The 16,696-nt window shown below is 56.3% G+C and carries 15 protein-coding genes and 1 pseudogene; 8 read left to right on the forward strand and 8 right to left on the reverse strand.

The window, feature by feature from the left end; genetic code table 11:
• The 7 genes and pseudogenes from AMM48_RS10860 to AMM48_RS10890 all read right to left on the reverse strand — a co-directional run.
• A pseudogene (locus AMM48_RS10860) lies at positions 1-622 on the reverse strand (hypothetical protein); the annotation flags it as partial.
• 139 nt (positions 623-761) lie between these two features.
• A complete protein-coding gene (locus AMM48_RS10865) occupies positions 762-1,001 on the reverse strand; it encodes a hypothetical protein (protein ID WP_102784048.1) in 240 nt (79 codons plus the stop codon).
• Positions 998-2,671 (reverse strand): portal protein, encoded by a 1,674-nt coding sequence (locus AMM48_RS10870; protein WP_244271195.1) that lies wholly within the window; start codon positions 2,669-2,671, stop codon positions 998-1,000. The genes AMM48_RS10865 and AMM48_RS10870 overlap by 4 nt, the downstream gene beginning before the upstream one ends.
• A gap of 3 nt (positions 2,672-2,674) precedes the next feature.
• Positions 2,675-2,923, reverse strand: a complete 249-nt coding sequence (locus AMM48_RS10875; protein ID WP_102784050.1) for a hypothetical protein — start codon at positions 2,921-2,923, stop codon at positions 2,675-2,677.
• Positions 2,924-3,147: 224 nt separating this feature from the next.
• Positions 3,148-3,654: a hypothetical protein gene (locus AMM48_RS10880; protein ID WP_102784051.1), complete on the reverse strand. Its 507-nt coding sequence runs from the start codon at positions 3,652-3,654 to the stop codon at positions 3,148-3,150.
• Positions 3,642-4,082 (reverse strand): hypothetical protein, encoded by a 441-nt coding sequence (locus AMM48_RS10885; RefSeq protein WP_102784052.1) that lies wholly within the window; start codon positions 4,080-4,082, stop codon positions 3,642-3,644. The genes AMM48_RS10880 and AMM48_RS10885 overlap by 13 nt, the downstream gene beginning before the upstream one ends.
• A gap of 387 nt (positions 4,083-4,469) precedes the next feature.
• Positions 4,470-5,522, reverse strand: coding sequence for a LacI family DNA-binding transcriptional regulator (locus AMM48_RS10890; RefSeq protein WP_102784053.1), 1,053 nt, complete (start codon positions 5,520-5,522; stop codon positions 4,470-4,472).
• Between the two features lie 148 nt (positions 5,523-5,670).
• On the opposite strand from AMM48_RS10890, the gene AMM48_RS10895 reads away from it, so the two are divergent.
• The 8 genes from AMM48_RS10895 to AMM48_RS10930 all read left to right on the forward strand — a co-directional run bounded on the left by AMM48_RS10895 (position 5,671) and on the right by AMM48_RS10930 (position 15,816).
• Complete coding sequence (locus AMM48_RS10895; RefSeq protein WP_198413526.1) at positions 5,671-6,696, forward strand: TRAP transporter substrate-binding protein; 1,026 nt, start codon at positions 5,671-5,673, stop codon at positions 6,694-6,696.
• A gap of 87 nt (positions 6,697-6,783) precedes the next feature.
• Positions 6,784-7,386: a TRAP transporter small permease gene (locus AMM48_RS10900; RefSeq protein WP_102784054.1), complete on the forward strand. Its 603-nt coding sequence runs from the start codon at positions 6,784-6,786 to the stop codon at positions 7,384-7,386.
• Positions 7,386-8,660 (forward strand): TRAP transporter large permease, encoded by a 1,275-nt coding sequence (locus tag AMM48_RS10905; RefSeq protein WP_102784141.1) that lies wholly within the window; start codon positions 7,386-7,388, stop codon positions 8,658-8,660. Before AMM48_RS10900 ends, AMM48_RS10905 begins: the two co-directional genes overlap by 1 nt.
• Positions 8,661-8,670: 10 nt before the next feature.
• Entirely contained in the window at positions 8,671-9,210 is a 540-nt protein-coding gene (locus AMM48_RS10910; protein ID WP_102784055.1) for a VOC family protein, read from the forward strand.
• 3 nt (positions 9,211-9,213) lie between these two features.
• The gene (locus AMM48_RS10915; RefSeq protein ID WP_102784056.1) at positions 9,214-10,485 is read left to right on the forward strand and encodes a ribulose-bisphosphate carboxylase large subunit family protein; all 1,272 of its coding nucleotides are present in this window, start codon (positions 9,214-9,216) and stop codon (positions 10,483-10,485) included.
• A gap of 7 nt (positions 10,486-10,492) precedes the next feature.
• Positions 10,493-11,776 carry a four-carbon acid sugar kinase family protein gene (locus tag AMM48_RS10920; protein ID WP_158246457.1) on the forward strand — a complete coding sequence of 428 codons (1,284 nt, stop codon included), beginning with the start codon at positions 10,493-10,495 and terminating at the stop codon, positions 11,774-11,776.
• Positions 11,777-11,864: 88 nt separating this feature from the next.
• Complete coding sequence (locus AMM48_RS10925) at positions 11,865-12,485, forward strand: helix-turn-helix transcriptional regulator (protein WP_102784058.1); 621 nt, start codon at positions 11,865-11,867, stop codon at positions 12,483-12,485.
• A 127-nt stretch (positions 12,486-12,612) separates the two neighbouring features.
• Positions 12,613-15,816: an ATP-binding protein gene (locus AMM48_RS10930; protein ID WP_244271196.1), complete on the forward strand. Its 3,204-nt coding sequence runs from the start codon at positions 12,613-12,615 to the stop codon at positions 15,814-15,816.
• A 57-nt stretch (positions 15,817-15,873) separates the two neighbouring features.
• Here the strand turns inward: AMM48_RS10930 and AMM48_RS10935 are convergent, their stop codons facing one another.
• Positions 15,874-16,686: an inositol monophosphatase gene (locus AMM48_RS10935; RefSeq protein ID WP_102784060.1), complete on the reverse strand. Its 813-nt coding sequence runs from the start codon at positions 16,684-16,686 to the stop codon at positions 15,874-15,876.
• Positions 16,687-16,696 lie beyond the last annotated feature (10 nt).

Below are 16,696 nucleotides of genomic sequence, written 5' to 3' on the forward strand. Positions count from 1 at the left end.
CGCGATCCCGCCAGTAGCGCGGATCGTTCATTTTGCGCTGAATATCAGACCGCATTCCGGCGGTTGGTTCGGAGGTGTCGGACCGCCCCAAACCGGCTTCTTTGCCCGCGGTCATCAGCCGGTGCAGGGCCTTGACCCCGCTTGCGGTTTGGCACATTGCGTCAAAGGCGACATCGGGCAAGTTTTCACGGCCCCATTTCTCGATTCTAGGGGCCAGGGATTTCCATGCCTGTGCGCCGCCAAATTCCGCCACCAAGGCCGCCCGGTCACTGGCGCGCTGCCCGGCCTGCTGGACCTGTTCGACCATCGAGGGAATGATTTCCCCCGCCAGATCATAGACAAGCTGCGCCTGCGCATTGTTAAACCCGGCCTTGTGCAGGCGTTCATTCAACGCCGCATCAACCCCACCCAACCCCTCATCAACCGAAATCGCATAACCATCGGGATTGTCGGGAATGATCGCCAGATTACTCTCGACATCCTCCGGCGCGGTTGGGATCACATCGGGGGCCGGTGTTTGGTCCAGTCCGAAATCGACCAGAGGGCCCGTTTCTGGGTGTGTCTCTGTTGCGATTTCTGTCGTGGGTTCTGAATCTGTTTCCTGTGCCGGAATGGTTGTCATGCCGGTTCTCCGTTTATGAGGTTTGCGATAGATTGAGCTTGTGGGTCGAGGTTCCCGCCTTCGCGGGAATGACGGTCGTTCCATACCGCTATTTTAGGCCTCGTCATCCCCGAGAAGGCGGGGATCTAGCGCCACACGTTCACTCCCCCGTTTCACGTGACGCCAGCCGCATCATCTGCAACACCAATCCACGCTGCCCTTCGCGCATCCAAAGGGCGGCCTGTCCGGCATCCGGGCCCAAGGATGACCGGATAAATTGTGTTTCAAGATCGCGCAAAACCTGTTGCCCGGCATCGCTGGCAAAGCAGGTCTGCCAGTGTGTGCCGGCATCGTCTTCTTTTGCCGCAGTGTCAGGGTCAAACCAATCCCAGCCGGTCATGATGTGCCCTCCAAAACCTCAGGCGGCAAATGGGGTCGCAAGACGTGCTCGGGCACGCCAAACTGATCGGCCAACCAATGGACCATGGCGGGCACATCGACCTCCGCCATCGCATCAGGGCCAAGTCCTGCGATGCGCGACACCCAATCAAGCACCTGTGCGGCCTTTACCCGTTTTGGCAATTGTGCCAAGGGGGCGGCATGGCGCAGGACAACCACATCGCCATCAATCGGAATGTCGGGCAGCTCCCCGCGTTTGGCGAGGATGTAAAGGGCGCGCGCGATCAGTGGATAGAGCAATTCGGCCTGTAACCGGCCATAGGTGGCACCCAGCAACCGCGCATTTTCCGATGCCCTTTCAAGCACCTCGGTCGCGGTCATGCCCGGTTGATCGACCTGCGCCAACCGGTCGGCCAGCAAGCAGCGCCGGATACGATCACGAAGGTCGCTTAAAACCAGATCAGACACATCAAACCGCCCCGGTGCATCCAATGGCGTTAACCCCGCCGATCCGACCGCCTTTGGAATGATGCTTCCCGGTACCAGTCGAATGGTGGCCGGATTAAGCACCACGTCATCATCGGCCTGCCAAATACCCGTCACCGCGATGGAGGCGTTTTTAAGCACCAGTTCGACCACCTTGTTGGCGGTTTTAATATCGGGCAGCGCCTTCATCACAGGCGACCTGCCATAAATCTCACCCGGCGCCTTCATCCAGCGAAAGGCAACATAGGGCGACACATCAAAATGATCGCGAAACAGCACGTCATCACTGGCGGTGTGCGCACCATCGCCCCCCCCATCGGCATAAAACACACAAAGGCCATAGCCACTGCGTTCCGTACCATGGGGCATCACCGCCTCGATCACGGTGTGGCGTTTTTGGCCCAGTGCCTCATCTTCCCCTTTGGCGATGGTTGGCAGTTTGGCATCGGGCCAGGTGGCGAGAATGTCGGATCGGGTCAGGCTGAGTGTGCGAAACACCGCATCCATTTTGCCATCAACCCGTTCTTCAAACACCAGATCACGTAACGGCACGGCGGCAAAACGAAAGGCCGACGGGCTTTTGAAATCATCACTTTCAAGCCGCAGGCAGGCCGTGCCCGCCGTGACCAGATCCAAGAAGGCCTGATGCATTTCAACGGCAAAATTGGATCGGTCAAAATGCCCCTGTAAAATCCGAACCGCGCGGCCGAGTTGTTCGGTTAAAACCGCCCGATCCTCGCCCGCAACATTGCCGCCCGGCTCCAGATCAAACCAGCCACCGGCAGGCGGGGTGATTTCGGCCATCAAACTCGCGGCAAGTTGTTCGACCGCATCGGGTGCGGTTGCATCAAACACCCGATCCAGCCGTTTGCCACCACTGGTTTGCAGGGCCGCCCCATTGCGTTGTGGCAGGGCAAACTCATAACAGTCCTGCCAATGGGCCAGCCACGTGCGGCGTTTGGCAACGGCGGCCTGATAACGTTGGCGTAAGACCGAAACCGAAAGGTCATTTTGCGGCGTGCTGCGATGGGGGCTGATCGTCATCCCGGTATTCGCGCCCGCCTGTCCTCTCGCCTGTCCTGTCGCCTGTCCAGATAGCTGCCCCGATGCCCCGGTCGATGTCGACATGTCGCCACCTACGTTCATCACTGGCTTGCGATAGGTTCGCTTTGTCTTTCTCGCCATGCCTTAATCCCCCAACAGATTTTTGCCGCCCGCCGCCCCATTCACCGCACGGCTGATCCGGTCCGACAGCAACCCGCGGTGCCCGGTCGCAATCAGGCTGGCCCGGCCATACCGCCGACGTTCCAGTGCTTCTTGACGGGCGGTGCGGGTTGCGTCCTGCGCACTGTCAGCACTCTGCGTTGGCGTTGGTGTTTGGCTTGCCGAAGGGGCGTGTATTGCTGTTGGTTTGGGTGTCGAAAACAAACTTCCCATCGGGGCCTCCTGATATGAGCATGAGCATCCGGCACAAGATCCCCGCCTTCGCGGGGATGACGGAGCCCAAAATGAAAAATGGAACAAACGTCATTCCCGCGAAGGCGGGAACCTCCCGCCACATATTCCCTACCGCCGAAAACAAAAACGCCCACAGGGCCAAAAGCCATGCGGGCGCAGGTGTGGTGTTGATTTGTCTGTTATGTCACATTAAAAAGAACAAATCAAGAACATTTTTCAGAAAAATGCACCTGACCTGATTTTTCCGTGCTTTCACTGCGTTTGACAAGGGTGCGATAAAGCTGATGCGGGGTGACAATCCACACACCGCCAATGCCCAACAGCCGCTTGATCATCTCGACACAGCTCATCGGGCCGAACCGGATTTTGCGCGGCAATGATCGCGGGTAGTCGGCCCAAACGCAATGATGGCCAATCGCCCGGTAATAGGATGCCGGATCAAATAGCGGCGAATAACACCACGTCTCGCACCGGATGCGATGGCTTTGCGGATCAAGGCAAATCCATTCCCCGGCCCGCGCACCCGACACCAGCACAAAGCAATGGCGAAAGCCGGGTTTCAGGAAACGTAACAGCGGCTTTTCCGGGGCATCACCGAACACCACCAGCACCGAAACCTCCCGACCCGATGCCGATTGATCGACCCAGTCGCGCGCCATCCCGCCAACGGTTTTTACGCTAACGGTGCCCTCAAAACCTATATCCCGCATGGTGATAAATCCCCGCTCATCTCGATCATGACATCTTCACTGTCAAAGGTTTCGGGCGGGCGCAACTCAACGATGTCACGCGCAATCAATTCGGGTTCAAGGGCAGCCATGGTCGCGCACCACAGATCATATTTCGGCCCTTCGCGGGGGTCGCGCGGATCGGGCAACCGTTCGACCAGCCCGTAATATTCAATCACCTGCAAATGCCGGTCGGTCAAAGCCCCGCCCTGTTTAAGGCGCATCACCGCGTTATAAACATCATCAGGATCGCACGGGCGCACCACCTCACCGGCATCGGCAATCACGCGCGCCCCTTCGATGCGGGCTGTTTGACAGCGCACAAACCAGAACCACGCCTGCTCGGCGCTGGCAAACGGCGTGATGGGCCGTTCTGACAGGGGTTTTGGGAAAAGTCTTTGTTCGGTCACGTCGCCCTCCTGCATGTTGAACTCATCCCCAACACCGGCAACGCGCCGCCCGGTCGGTTATGCCAAACCGGCGGCAAAAGGATGTGACTGACCGTTGGCGCATGGCTTTTCCATGCACCTTTGATGGCTGTTGATCAGTGATTTCCCCTTATCGTGACGGTATCGCAGGTCGGACCAATGCGCTGTGCGACGGCTGCTTGTGCAAGGCCGTTTGATGCCCGAACCCGATAAAATCACGGCTACTTCCGGATGCAATTCCGGTGTTGATGCACAAGCTATAATCCCTTTTTGTTCCTTTTGTAAAGGATTAATTTCCTATACCGATAGCAGAACACATCCCCCAATCGTAGGGCATCCGATCAGAGCACCCAACATACAGCCCTGAAATCACGGAAGGTTTTCTTTTACCACCACTTCCATGGTCAGTTTGGCGACATCGGCGTTTGGGTCACTGCCATTGCGCAGATTATCGAAAATGCGCAGCGCATTTTGGACAATCGCGCCGGGGCTTTGGGTGATCACCACATCCATGATGTCTTCAAGCAAAAAGCGGCGGGTGTCAGGGGTCAGGCCATGGCCGATAAAAATGATGTCGCGGCCCCGGCCACTTTCGCGTAGCGCACGCGCCACCCCGTCGGACGAACCCCCAACATTATAAATCCCGACCAGATCGGGGTATTCTTCAAGCAGGGACATGGTGTGGTGATAATTTTCGCTGCGGTCATCGTGGCCTTCGCGGGCGGCCACCAGCGACATGCCGGGAAAGGCTTCTTCCATCAGGCTTAAAAAGCCCATTTCGCGTTCTTCATGCGCACGGTAAGTACGGCTGGCCGCGATCAGGGCCACGCGCCCACGATGGGGTTTCTCGACGCGGTTTGGTCCCATGAACCGGCCCAGCATATAGCCCGCTGTTCGGCCCACGGCACGGTTATCAAGCCCGACATAGGCGGCATGGGGCACGCCGGAAATGTCAGACACCACCGTGATCATATGTTTACCGGCATCCTGCAATTCGGACACCGTTTCACGCACCAGCGGATGATCAATCGCCATAAAGGCAATGCCATCGGCCTTTTGCCCATGCTGACGCAGCGCCTCGGACAGGAGTTGCGGGTTAAACCCGTCAATGAAAAAGCACCGCGCGCGGATGTTCTGGCCCGCGGTTGCCTCGGCCGCGGTTTTGATCCGGTCGCCCAAAAGCCGCAAATACGGATTGGTGCCCGATGGCAATAAAAACACCACCTGCATTGGTTTGGGCCGGAAGGTTTCGACCATGTCGGTTTCGGGCAAATAGCCAAGTTCGCCTGCGGCCTGCAATACGCGCTTTGCGGTACGCTCACGTACACCGGGGCGCTTGTTTAATACGCGGTCTACCGTGGCGGGTGACACCCCGCACAGCTCGGCAATATCCTTGATGATCGGCCCGGTTGTTTTTGGCATTTTTATCCTTAAAACATCAAAACGCATCATTTAATGATGTTTGATGATGGATAAACTTTCACGTACCTTGAGATTATTCAAGCAAAAATAAAAACAACCCAACGCGGAAAACAGCTAAAAGCAATCATAGACCATCAGGGAGGAAACCATGGTCACTCACACCAAACTCTGGCACACCAAATTCCGGCATATCGTTGCCACCTTCGCCGCCGCCGTATCCTGCAATGCCATGGTGCTTGGCGCACAGGCCCAAGAAATTGAGCTTAATTACGGCCACATGAATTCCCCGACCAGCATTGTCGGGCTTCAGGCCGACTGGCTGGCCGAAGAAGTCGCCAAAAACACCGACGGCAAGGTCAAGATCGACGTTTATCCGTCATCCCAGCTTGGCAAGATTCAGGAACTGGCCGAAGGTGTGTCGATGGGGTCCATCGCCCTTTCGCATAATACGGCTGGTGCCATCAGCTCGCTGTATGAAGATTTCGGCGTGCTTGATATCCCGTATCTGTACCGCGACTATGATCACCTGATGAATGTTGTCGATATTCATTCCCCGGTGATGGAAAAGCTTAATCAGGGCCTGATCGACAATACCGGCATGCGTGTGCTCTATGCGTTTTACTTTGGCACCCGTCAGCTGACCGCCGACCGTGCGATCAAAACCCCGGCGGATCTGGCCGGTGTTAAAATCCGCGCCATCCCGTCCCCGGTGTATCTGACCGCGGTTGAGGGCCTTGGTGCAGCACCAGTTCCCGTCGATTGGTCCGAAGTTCCGACCGCCCTTGCGACGGGCATCGTTCAGGGCCAGGAAAATCCGGTCAATGTTGCATTGGTCCATAAACTGTATGATGTGCAGTCACACATGATGCTGACCGGCCATATTTCGGCCGCCGAGATCGTCGTGATCAACGAGGAAATCTGGCAGGGCTTCCCCGATGACGTGAAGGCCGGCATTGAAAAGGCGGCGGAAACCGTGCGCCACAAAGCATCGAAAATGATCCTTGATAGCGAGGCAGGCGATCTTGAGCAGCTTAAGGAAGCTGGCATGACGATCATTGGCCCGGATGACGGGCTTGATGTTGCGGCCTTCCGTGCAGGTGTTGAAAAGCTTGTGCATGAGCGCTTTGACGAAAAATACGCCACGTATTTCGAAGAAATCGCTGCTGTAAAATAATCGCACCAAAGGGCGGTTCCGGGGGATATTTTTCCGGGGGAGCCGCCCTTACCGTGACTTTCATTGCCCATCATTTCAGGTTTCGTCATGCCTTACAGGAACTCCCCGATCTATCGCGGGCTGGACCGTATCTGCCGGGTTTTAACCACCTTTTCGATGGTGATGCTGGCCTTGATGGCGGTACTGGTCGTCGGTCAGGTGATCTTGCGCAATATGTATGATCTTGGTCTGCCGTGGGCGGACGAGCTATCGCGCATTGCCAATGTCGCGCTGGTGTTTTTCGCCGTTCCGGCCTTGATGCTGCATAACCGCCATATCGCGATTGACCTTCTGTACAGTGCCTTGCATGCGCGCGGTCAGGCGATCCTACGCTTTGCCAATTATGCGCTGATCACGGGCTTTGCCGGTATCTTCCTGTTTTCACTTTATAAATTTTTAAGCCGGGCGGGCAAATTCACCACCCCGTCGTTGAGCATGCCAAATTACGCGGTCTATGCGCCGGTGGTGATGGCCATTGTCCTTTTGTTGATCGTCGCACTCTATCGGCTGATCACACGCACCGAAACCGCCCCGGATTACGAAGGCGAAGACGGGAACGCCGAAAGCGGCAATCCGATTGCCGATGCCATCGCCAAGGAAATGTCAGCGGGAATACTGGCTGAAGATACGTCCAAGGATCCCAAGAAATGATGAGTGCAACGCTTCTTATCCTGTTTCTGGCACTCATGATCATTCGCCTGCCGATTGCGGTGTGCCTTGGTCTGTCGTCCGCGACCGTGATGATCCTGTTTAACCTGCCAATGACGGTTCTGGCCCAGCGCACGGTCAATGCACTTGATTCAACCCCGCTTCTGGCCGTGCCGCTGTTTATCTTTGCCGCCAACCTGCTCAGCCTGTCGGGTGTGACCAATCATTTGTTTGAACTGGTGCGCATGATGGTTGGCTGGATTCGGGGCGGCACCGCACAGGTCAGCGTGCTGGTCAGCCTGATCTTTTCGGGTGTGTCGGGTGCGGCCTTGGCCGATATTGGCGCGCTGGGTGCGGTTCAGATCAAGATGATGCGCAAGCAGGGCTATTCGGCCGAGTTTGCATCGGGCATCACCATGGCGGCGGCGACCATCGGGCCGATTTTCCCGCCCAGCATTCCGATCATTATCTTTGCCTCGGTCGCCAATGTGTCGGCGGTCAAATTGCTGATTGCCGGGATTGTCCCCGCCGTTCTGATCACCCTCCTGTTGATGGCGCAGGTCGCGGTGATGGCGCGGATTTACAAATTGCCGCGCGATGAAGTGAAATTTTCGATTGCCGCCTTTGCGCGCAAATTCGTCATTTCCCTACCCGCCCTGGCCGCACCGGTCCTTTTGATCGGCGGGTTGATATCGGGCTATTTCGGGCCGACCGAAGTTGCCGGTGTCACGGTGGCCTATGCGCTTTTGATTGGTAAATTTGTCTATCGCCAGCTTGACCTTAAACGGGTGGTCACGGCCGCCCGCGATACGGTCGATGCGACCGGCAGTGTGTTGTTCATCGTGTCGACCGCCGCCCTGTTTGCCTGGGTTCTGACCATGGACCGTCTGCCTGCCACCGCCAGCGAGTTCTTGCTGGGACTTTCAAGCGATCCTTTGGTGTTGCTGTTGATTGTCAATGTGTTGTTGCTGGTGGTCGGCATGTTCCTGGAATCAATTGCCGCCATCCTGATCATCGCCCCGATCATTACCCCGGCGATGATGGCGGCGGGCGTTGATCCGCTGCAACTTGGTATCGTGTTTGTGCTTAACCTGATGATCGGGCTTCTGACCCCGCCTGTCGGCATGAGCCTTTATATGGTCAGCATCATCGCCAAGATGCCGCTGCACCGGGTGATCCGGGGCGGGTTGCCCTTCCTTCTTCCCCTGTTTTTGTCGCTGCTCGCAGTGACCTGCATACCGGCGATCTCCGTCTGGTTGCCCAACCTTCTGGATTAAGTGAGGAAACATGAGCAGATTTCTCGGCGAAATTCGCCAGCTCGGTTACGTTGTGCCCGATATCGAAGCGGCCATGGACTATTGGGCCGAAACGATGGGTGTTGGCCCGTGGTATTATAACCCCAAGGTGCCGATCGAAGATTACCAGTATGACGGCAAATCCTATGACGTTCATAACTCGGTCGCCCTTGCCAATTCCGGCTATGTTCAGGTCGAACTGATCCAGACGCGCAACGACGCGCCGTCGATGTATCGCGACTTCCAAAAGGCAGGGAACACCGGCCTGCAACATGTTGCCTATTGGACCGAAGATTTCGACAATGATCTGGCCCTGATGCAAAGCAAGGGTTTTGCCGTCAAGATGAGCGGCAAGGTCGGGGACAATGGCCGGTTTGTCTATTTCGATAAGGAAATGCATCCGGGCACAGTGATTGAGCTGTCCGAAGTGGTCGGCCCCAAAGGCCGCCTGTTCAAATCCATTTATGAGGCGTCGATTGGCTGGAACGGCAAAGACCCGATCCGTCCCTTCCCGTCGCTGTCGGAAATCTGAGCCATGGACCTGATTGAAGCCCGCTATCTGATCGAAACACCGTTCGAGCCCGAAAAAATCGCCACCATCATTGCCGGTGAGCAAAGCAGCGGCACGTTCGTACGCGTTGCCGGGGAAACCGACGAACTGCGCGAACGTTGTGCGGCCAGCGTTTTGTCGATCCGTGAACTGGCCCCGGCTGATCATCCCAGCCTGCAAAGTGCCTATTTGACCGCACGCGGCATCAATGGGCCATACCGCCGGGCTGAAGTCCGGGTTGGTTTTCCCGTCGATAATATCGGGCATAATCTGGCGACACTGGCAGCCACGGTTTCAGGCAACCTCTATGACCTTGGCGAAGTCACCGGGCTTAAGCTGATGGACATCAAACTGCCCAAGGCCTATCGCGATCTGTATGACTATCCGGTTGCCGGAACCAAGGGCACACGGGTGCTAATGAAGGTTCATGACCGGCCGTTCTTTGGCACGATCATTAAACCCAATGTCGGCATGCGTACCCATGACATTGCCGATCTGGTCGAACAACTGTGCGAGGCCGGGGTTGATTTCATCAAGGATGATGAAGTCTGCGCCAATCCGGCATCCGCCCCGATCACGGACCGCATTCCGGCGGTTATGGAACGGGTGCGTGCCTATCGCGACCGCACCGGGCGCGATGTGATGATTGCCTTTAACATTACCGATGAAACCGATGCCATGCGCCGCCATGCTGATTTGATCGCCGAACACGGCGGGTCGTGCGCGATGGTCAGCATGAACTGGACCGGCTTGTCGGCCTTGCAAACTCTGCGCGGATCGACCGACCTTGTGCTGCACGGGCATCGCAACGGGTTTGGTGCGTTATCGCGCCATCCGCTGATTGGTATGGCGTTTCCGGCTTATCAGACGCTGTATCGTCTGACCGGCATGGACCATATGCATGTGCATGGCATGGGTGGCAAATTCTGCGACGAAGACAGCGAAGTGCAGGCATCCGCCCAAATCTGTGCCGAGCCATTGGCACCGGGCAATGGTGACGAAGACCACGTTCTGCCAGTCTTCTCATCCGGGCAATGGGCCGGTACCATTCCGGCCACCTATGAGGCGGTCGGATCGGCTGATTTCATGTTTCTTGCCGGGGGGGGCATTTTGGCCCATCCGTCTGGCCCCAGTGCCGGGATCAAAAGCCTGCGTCAGGCATGGGATGCCTGCGAGGCGGGCGTCAGCCTTGAAAAACATGCCACGGGTCATTCCGAACTGGCCGAGGCCCTGACATTCTATGGTGCGCGGGGCTAGACATCTCATGACCAAGATCGTTTTCTGTGCTGATGATTTCACGGGCGCTTCTGATACGCTGGCGACACTGGCGCGGGCCGGACTTTCAACACGCCTGTATTTGAACGCACCGGCACCATTAGACAGCACAAACGATCTGGATGCCATTGGTGTCGCAACGTCGCTTCGTGCCCTTACGGTCGATGACAGCGTTGCGACCATCGGCCCCCTTGCCGATGCACTGGCACGCACGAAGTGCGGTCTCTATCACTTCAAAGTCTGCTCAACATTCGACAGTAGCCCGGACATCGGCAACATTGCCGCTGTTGCGGACCGTTACGCACAATCGGTCGGCACACGCTGGAAGGCGGTTATTGGCGGGCAGCCATCATTGCGACGGTTCTGCCTGATGGGCAATTTGTTCGCCGGGGCGGGTAACGGGCATATTTACCGCATTGATCGTCATCCGGTGATGTCGGTGCACCCGGTAACCCCGATGCATGAAGCCAATCTGTGCCGCCACCTTGCCGCGCAAGGCTGGCCCAATATCGGCCTGATTGATTTTACCATCATTCGCAAGGGCCGCGTTGCCCTGATCAATGAAATCCGCCGCCGTTTGGACGCCGGGGAATGTGAAACGCTGTTTGATGTAACCGATGACACTGACCTTCTGACCATTGGTGAAGCGATCCGTGACATTGCCAAAACCGTTCCGACCCTGTGCGTTGGGGCCAGCAGTGTCGCGCAGGCCCTGTTTCCATCCTTTTCCCCAACAGTGCAAAGCGGGGCCAAAGCATCCCGTCGCGCGGGGCCGGTCTTTGCCTTTGCCGGAAGCCGGTCGTCCCATACCGCCGGGCAAGTCGAAAATGCCAGCACCTATGTCAAACGCAGCATCGCGCCGAAAGACCTGCTTGACCCCGCCGGGGTCAAAGTCCTTATTGGCGATAGCCTGTCGACCCTGAACGCGGGCAATCACCTTTTGGTATCGCTGTCCGATGATCGCAATCACGACATTGGCAGTCACGCGTTGGCGCGTGCCAGTGCGGCCTTCATTGCCCAGATTTGTCAAAACACCGCCCTTGGGTTTTTGGCCATTGCCGGGGGCGATACATCAAGCCTTGCGGTGCAGGAACTTGGCATCAACAGCCTGTCTTTTGCTGCTGACTTTGATGCTGGTGCCCCGGTCATCCGCGCACATGCTGACACGCCATATCTTGATGGCCTGCCGATGCTGCTTAAAGGCGGGCAGATGGGAAAACCCGACCTGTTTGATAACATCAGTGCTCTGCCGATAATCCCGAATAACGACTAAAACACTGGCCCGAACGGCAGGCATTATTTGCGCTATTTACAGGAATTAATTCCTTCCGTTTTGGGCACACGGCCTGCTAGGATGGGGCATGATCCGACATCAACAAATTTGGGCCGCCCTTGATCAGATTGCCACCGACCACGGGTTAACCCCGTCGGGATTGGCACGTCTGGCACAGCTTGACCCGACGACATTCAACCGGTCCAAACGCACCACCAATCAGGGCAAATCGCGCTGGCCGTCGACCGAAAGCATTTCCAAGGTTTTATCGGTCACCGATGTCAGTTTTCGCGAGTTTTCCGAACTGGTGGATGGCAATGGCGCCGGGCGTATCCCGGTGATCGGCTTTGCCCAGGCTGGCAATCGCGGGTATTTCGATGATGCGGGCTATCCGGTTGGTGGCGCATGGGAAGATATTACGTTCCCGGCCATGCATGATCCGACCGCCTATGGGCTTCGCATCTCAGGTGAGTCCATGGCGCCAGTGTTTCGCGATGGTGATTTGATCATTGTCAGTCCGGCGTCAAACATCCGCCCACAAGACCGGGTTGTGGTCAAAACCACCGAGGGTGAAGTCATGGCCAAGGAACTGGTCCGACGCGGGGCGCTTGGCGTGGAGCTTAAATCGCTCAACCCGGCCTATGAGGACCGATTTATCGCCGCCCAAGACCTTGACTGGGTGGCACGCGTTTTATGGTGCAGCCAGTAATCGGGCAAAAACCCGATGCCCCGCGAAAATAATATTGCCTGCACGACGAATACATTATTCAAAAACGCCGTGCCGCCCCCTACATTAGGGTCTGAACCCTGATACCGGGAAAGGACGCTATTTGCCCGTGCAACGCCACCACATAATTCGCTTTCTGGCGATTGCCATCGCGTATTTCCTTGCCGGGAAAGCAGCTTTCCTTCTTCCGTATCATGATACAACCCAATGGTTGATCTGGTTGCCGACGGGCATTGCCCTTGCGTCCCTGATCATATGGGGCTGGCGCTATGCTCCTGCGGTATTTTGCGGGTCTATGCTGCTCACCCTAGCAAGCGATTTCTCCCTTTTTACTGCGATATTATTTGCGACAAGCACGACTGTTTCGACAGCCATCCCCGCCGCCCTTATCACCCGACTTTGTGGCACAAGCCCGCTGTCATCGTTACGCGGCCTGATTATGTTCCTGCTCATCGGTGCGCTGGGGGCACCTTTGATATCGGCGACTGTCGGAAGTGGCGTTGCGCTGATCACTGACGTTACGGATGTGCAAAACCTTCGCACCGTCTGGGAAGGCTGGGTGCTTTCAGGCACGGTTGGAACACTGGTTGGCACCCCACTGATCCTGCGTCTTTTCAACCAGCCATGGAAAAACCGCCATCTTGGCTATTATCTTGAGCTGGCCTTCATTTCATGTGCCGCCGTGATCGTCAGTTCGATCATCCAGATCACGCCGATCATGTCGCGGCCGGAATTCCTGTTTATTTTTGTCTCCCTGCCCTTTGTCATCTGGGCGGCTGTTCGGTTCGGCCTGCTCGGCGCCACGTTGATCAATGCCCTGATCATGATCAACATCATTGTCTTTACGTCCTTTGGCACCGGTGGCTTTGTCAGCCAGAACTTCAATACCGGCCCTGGTGAAACATACAACTACATCATTGCCGTCACATTCGTGACCATTTTGCTGGCGGTGGGGCTTGAGAAAATGGCGTCGGTCACAACTCGCGCACGGGATGGCAAAATATCGCATGATATTCACCGTCTGCGCCGTAATTTGGCTGTCATCGTTGCTGTTCTCGGGTTTGGCATATCCGCCGTTGCTGGTTGGTACACCTATGTCCAGCTTAGCGAGGCCGACAGTGCGCAAACCGAACAATATCGCCGTGCGTTTGAAGCATCCCTGCGCGAAGAACTGGGGCGTGCGACCGACTCTCTGGTGGCTGTGCGCACCCTTTTTGATGTTCATGGCAACGTATCGTTTAATACCTTTGATGCCATGATTGCCCCATGGGTAAGCCGGCGGCCCGGCATTTCGGCCCTTGAATGGGCGCCCTTTGTCGAAGGGCGTGCGCGTAATCTGGTCGAAGAAAACGCCCATCTGCGCGGCGTCGCAGATTTCGAAATCCGCCACCTTCAAGACGGAAAACTCACCCGTTCACCCTTGCGCGATGACGGGTATTTTCCAATTTTCTATGTCTTTCCACGATCTGGAAATGAACAGGCAATCGGCTTTGATCTTGCCAGTGATCCGGTCCGCAAACGCGCACTTGAAACCACCTTGCGTACCGGCAACATCACCTTGACCGAACCGCTTGACCTGTTTCGATCAGATTCGGCCGTTGTCACGTCTCTGGCCTTGCTTGGCGTGCAGAACCGGCGTGACAAAGGCGGGCCGCCCCTTGGTGTTGCGATTGGTGTATTGCGCCTGACCAATATGATTACCCGGGCGGCACGGGTTGCGCGTTTGCCATCAAACTACGAACTGCATCTGGCTGATTTTGATGCAGATGATGGCAAACAGGTTATCTATTCAAACCGCAAGGCCGACTACACGGTGAAACACCTTGCCGATGAACGCGCCATTCAGTTCAATCCGAACATCTCGAACTTCACATTTGGCTATCGTGACTGGACCATCGACCTGCATCAGGAAAATGCACATTATGCCGGGCTTCTGTACTGGCAACCGTGGGCCATCTTTATTTTTGGCGCGACAGTATCCATCCTTCTGATGATCTACTTGCGATCTTTGACCCGAACAGAACGCCAGATTGTCGATCTGGTTTCGCTGCGCACCCGGGAACTTGAAGACGCGCGCGAAGAAGCTGAAAGTGCCATGAACCAGGCACAGCAGGCCGATAAGGCAAAATCGGAATTCATTGCCCATATGAGCCACGAATTCCGATCCCCGATGACTTCGATCCTTGGCTATACGCAGTTGGCATCCGATAGCCTTGGCAATGATCCGGCACAGGAAACCCTGCGCGGATATCTGTCGACGATCCGCGGTGCCGGCCGTCATGTGTTGTCTCTGATTGGCGATATTCTTGATATTTCCAAGATCGAAGCCGGGAAACTCATACTTGAAGAAGTGCCGTTTGATCTGCACCGGGTCTGCGAGGAAGTATCGTCAATGATGCTGGTCCCAGCACGCGCGCAGAAAAACAAACTGCATCTGAATGTTGCCACCGATATGCCGCGCTGGGTGGTTGGCGATCCGGTACGCCTTAAACAGGTGCTGACCAACTTTGTGTCCAATGCGGTGAAATTCACCAAGTTTGGCAACATCACTATTGATGTCTCTCCCTTGACGGTCACCGATGACACATTGTCGATGCGCATTGCGGTGCGCGATGATGGTATTGGCATCGCGCAAAACAAACTCGATTCTATTTTCGAAGCCTTTGCCCAGGCCGACACATCGACAACGCGGCGCTATGGCGGGACCGGTCTAGGCCTTGCGATCTGTCAGAAGATCATTCAGGCGATGGGCGGTGCGATCACCGTCGAAAGCAAGGAGGGCGACGGCAGCACATTCTGGTTTGACCTGACACTGCCACGCAGCACCGAAGGTGCGGCATCTGAAAATACCGATGCCCAAAATGTCGAAAACGCGTTCGCCGAAGAACCGCGCGCGCGGGGCTGGAACCTTCTTCTGGTGGAAGACATCGAAATCAACCGTATCCTTGCGCAGAAACTGCTTGAACTACAGGGCCACACAGTTACCACCGCCGCCGACGGACAGATTGCCCTTGATATTCTTGCCGCCGAAGATTTCGACGCAGTGTTGATGGATGTGCATATGCCCGTCCTTGACGGCATCGAGGCCACCCGTTTTGTTCGTCAGTTTGAAGACCCGGTCAAGGCCACCATCCCTGTTTTGGCCCTGACGGCGGATATTTCAAATGACAATCTCGCGGTCTTCCGCGAAGCCGGGTTTGATGCCCATTGCACCAAACCGCTCGACATCAAAACCATCAATAGCGAGCTTTCCCGCCTTGAACACCGGATGCTTGAAGAACGGCGCGCACTACAGAAAAAGGCGGGCGAATAGCCCACCTTTTTGATCGTTGCGTGCATCCATCAATGATCGCACCTTAGGCCCGTTGCGTTAGCGTTTGACCCCGGTTATCTCGGCCAGTTCATCGGCAACATTGGCCCCGGCCGCAAGGATCGGTCCGCCTTCTTCCAGAACATTGGCAATGCCCAGGAAATCATTGGTCCAGCCGCCCGCTTCGGTCATCAGGATAATCCCCGCCATGCAGTCCCACGGATTGATGTGCGGCTCGTAATAACCAATCAACCGCCCCGCAGACGCATAAGCCATCATCAACGCACACGACCCGTTGCGGATAAACATGCCTTCGCGGTCAAGAAGTTGCGTCATCACCGGCACGATTACATCGCTTTTGGTGCGATGCGATAGGCCCAGCCCCAACAAGCCATCGCTGACCTTGGTGACCTTGCTTGCTTCGACCGGCTCGCCGTTCACATACGCGCCCTCGCCTTTCATCGCGGTAAACAGCTCATCGCCGCAAGGATGGTAAATCAGGCCCAAAACCACCTCATTGCCGACCATCAAGGCCACCGAAATGCACCAGGTCGGCATCTGACTGACAAAGCACGCCGTGCCATCAATCGGATCAATCACCCAAAGACAGTCATTTTCACCCTGCTCAATGCCCATTTCCTCACCAAGGAACCCATCCTCGGGGAAGGCATCGGCGATGCGGTCTCGGATAATCGCCTCGACATTTTTATCGGCAATGCTGACCATATCAAGCGCGTTGGCCTTGACCTCTATCTCAAGATCACCGGCCGTTCCGTCGTAGTAGTCCATGGCGCGTTTACCCGCCGCACGGATGACATCCCGGGCATGTTCAAGCCGCGATTCAACGTCAATTCTGGATGCTGTTTTGTTCACTTTATCCCTG

The sequence above is a fragment of the Thalassospira sp. GB04J01 genome, assembly GCF_000751115.1.
Lineage (GTDB): Bacteria > Pseudomonadota > Alphaproteobacteria > Rhodospirillales > Thalassospiraceae > Thalassospira > Thalassospira lucentensis.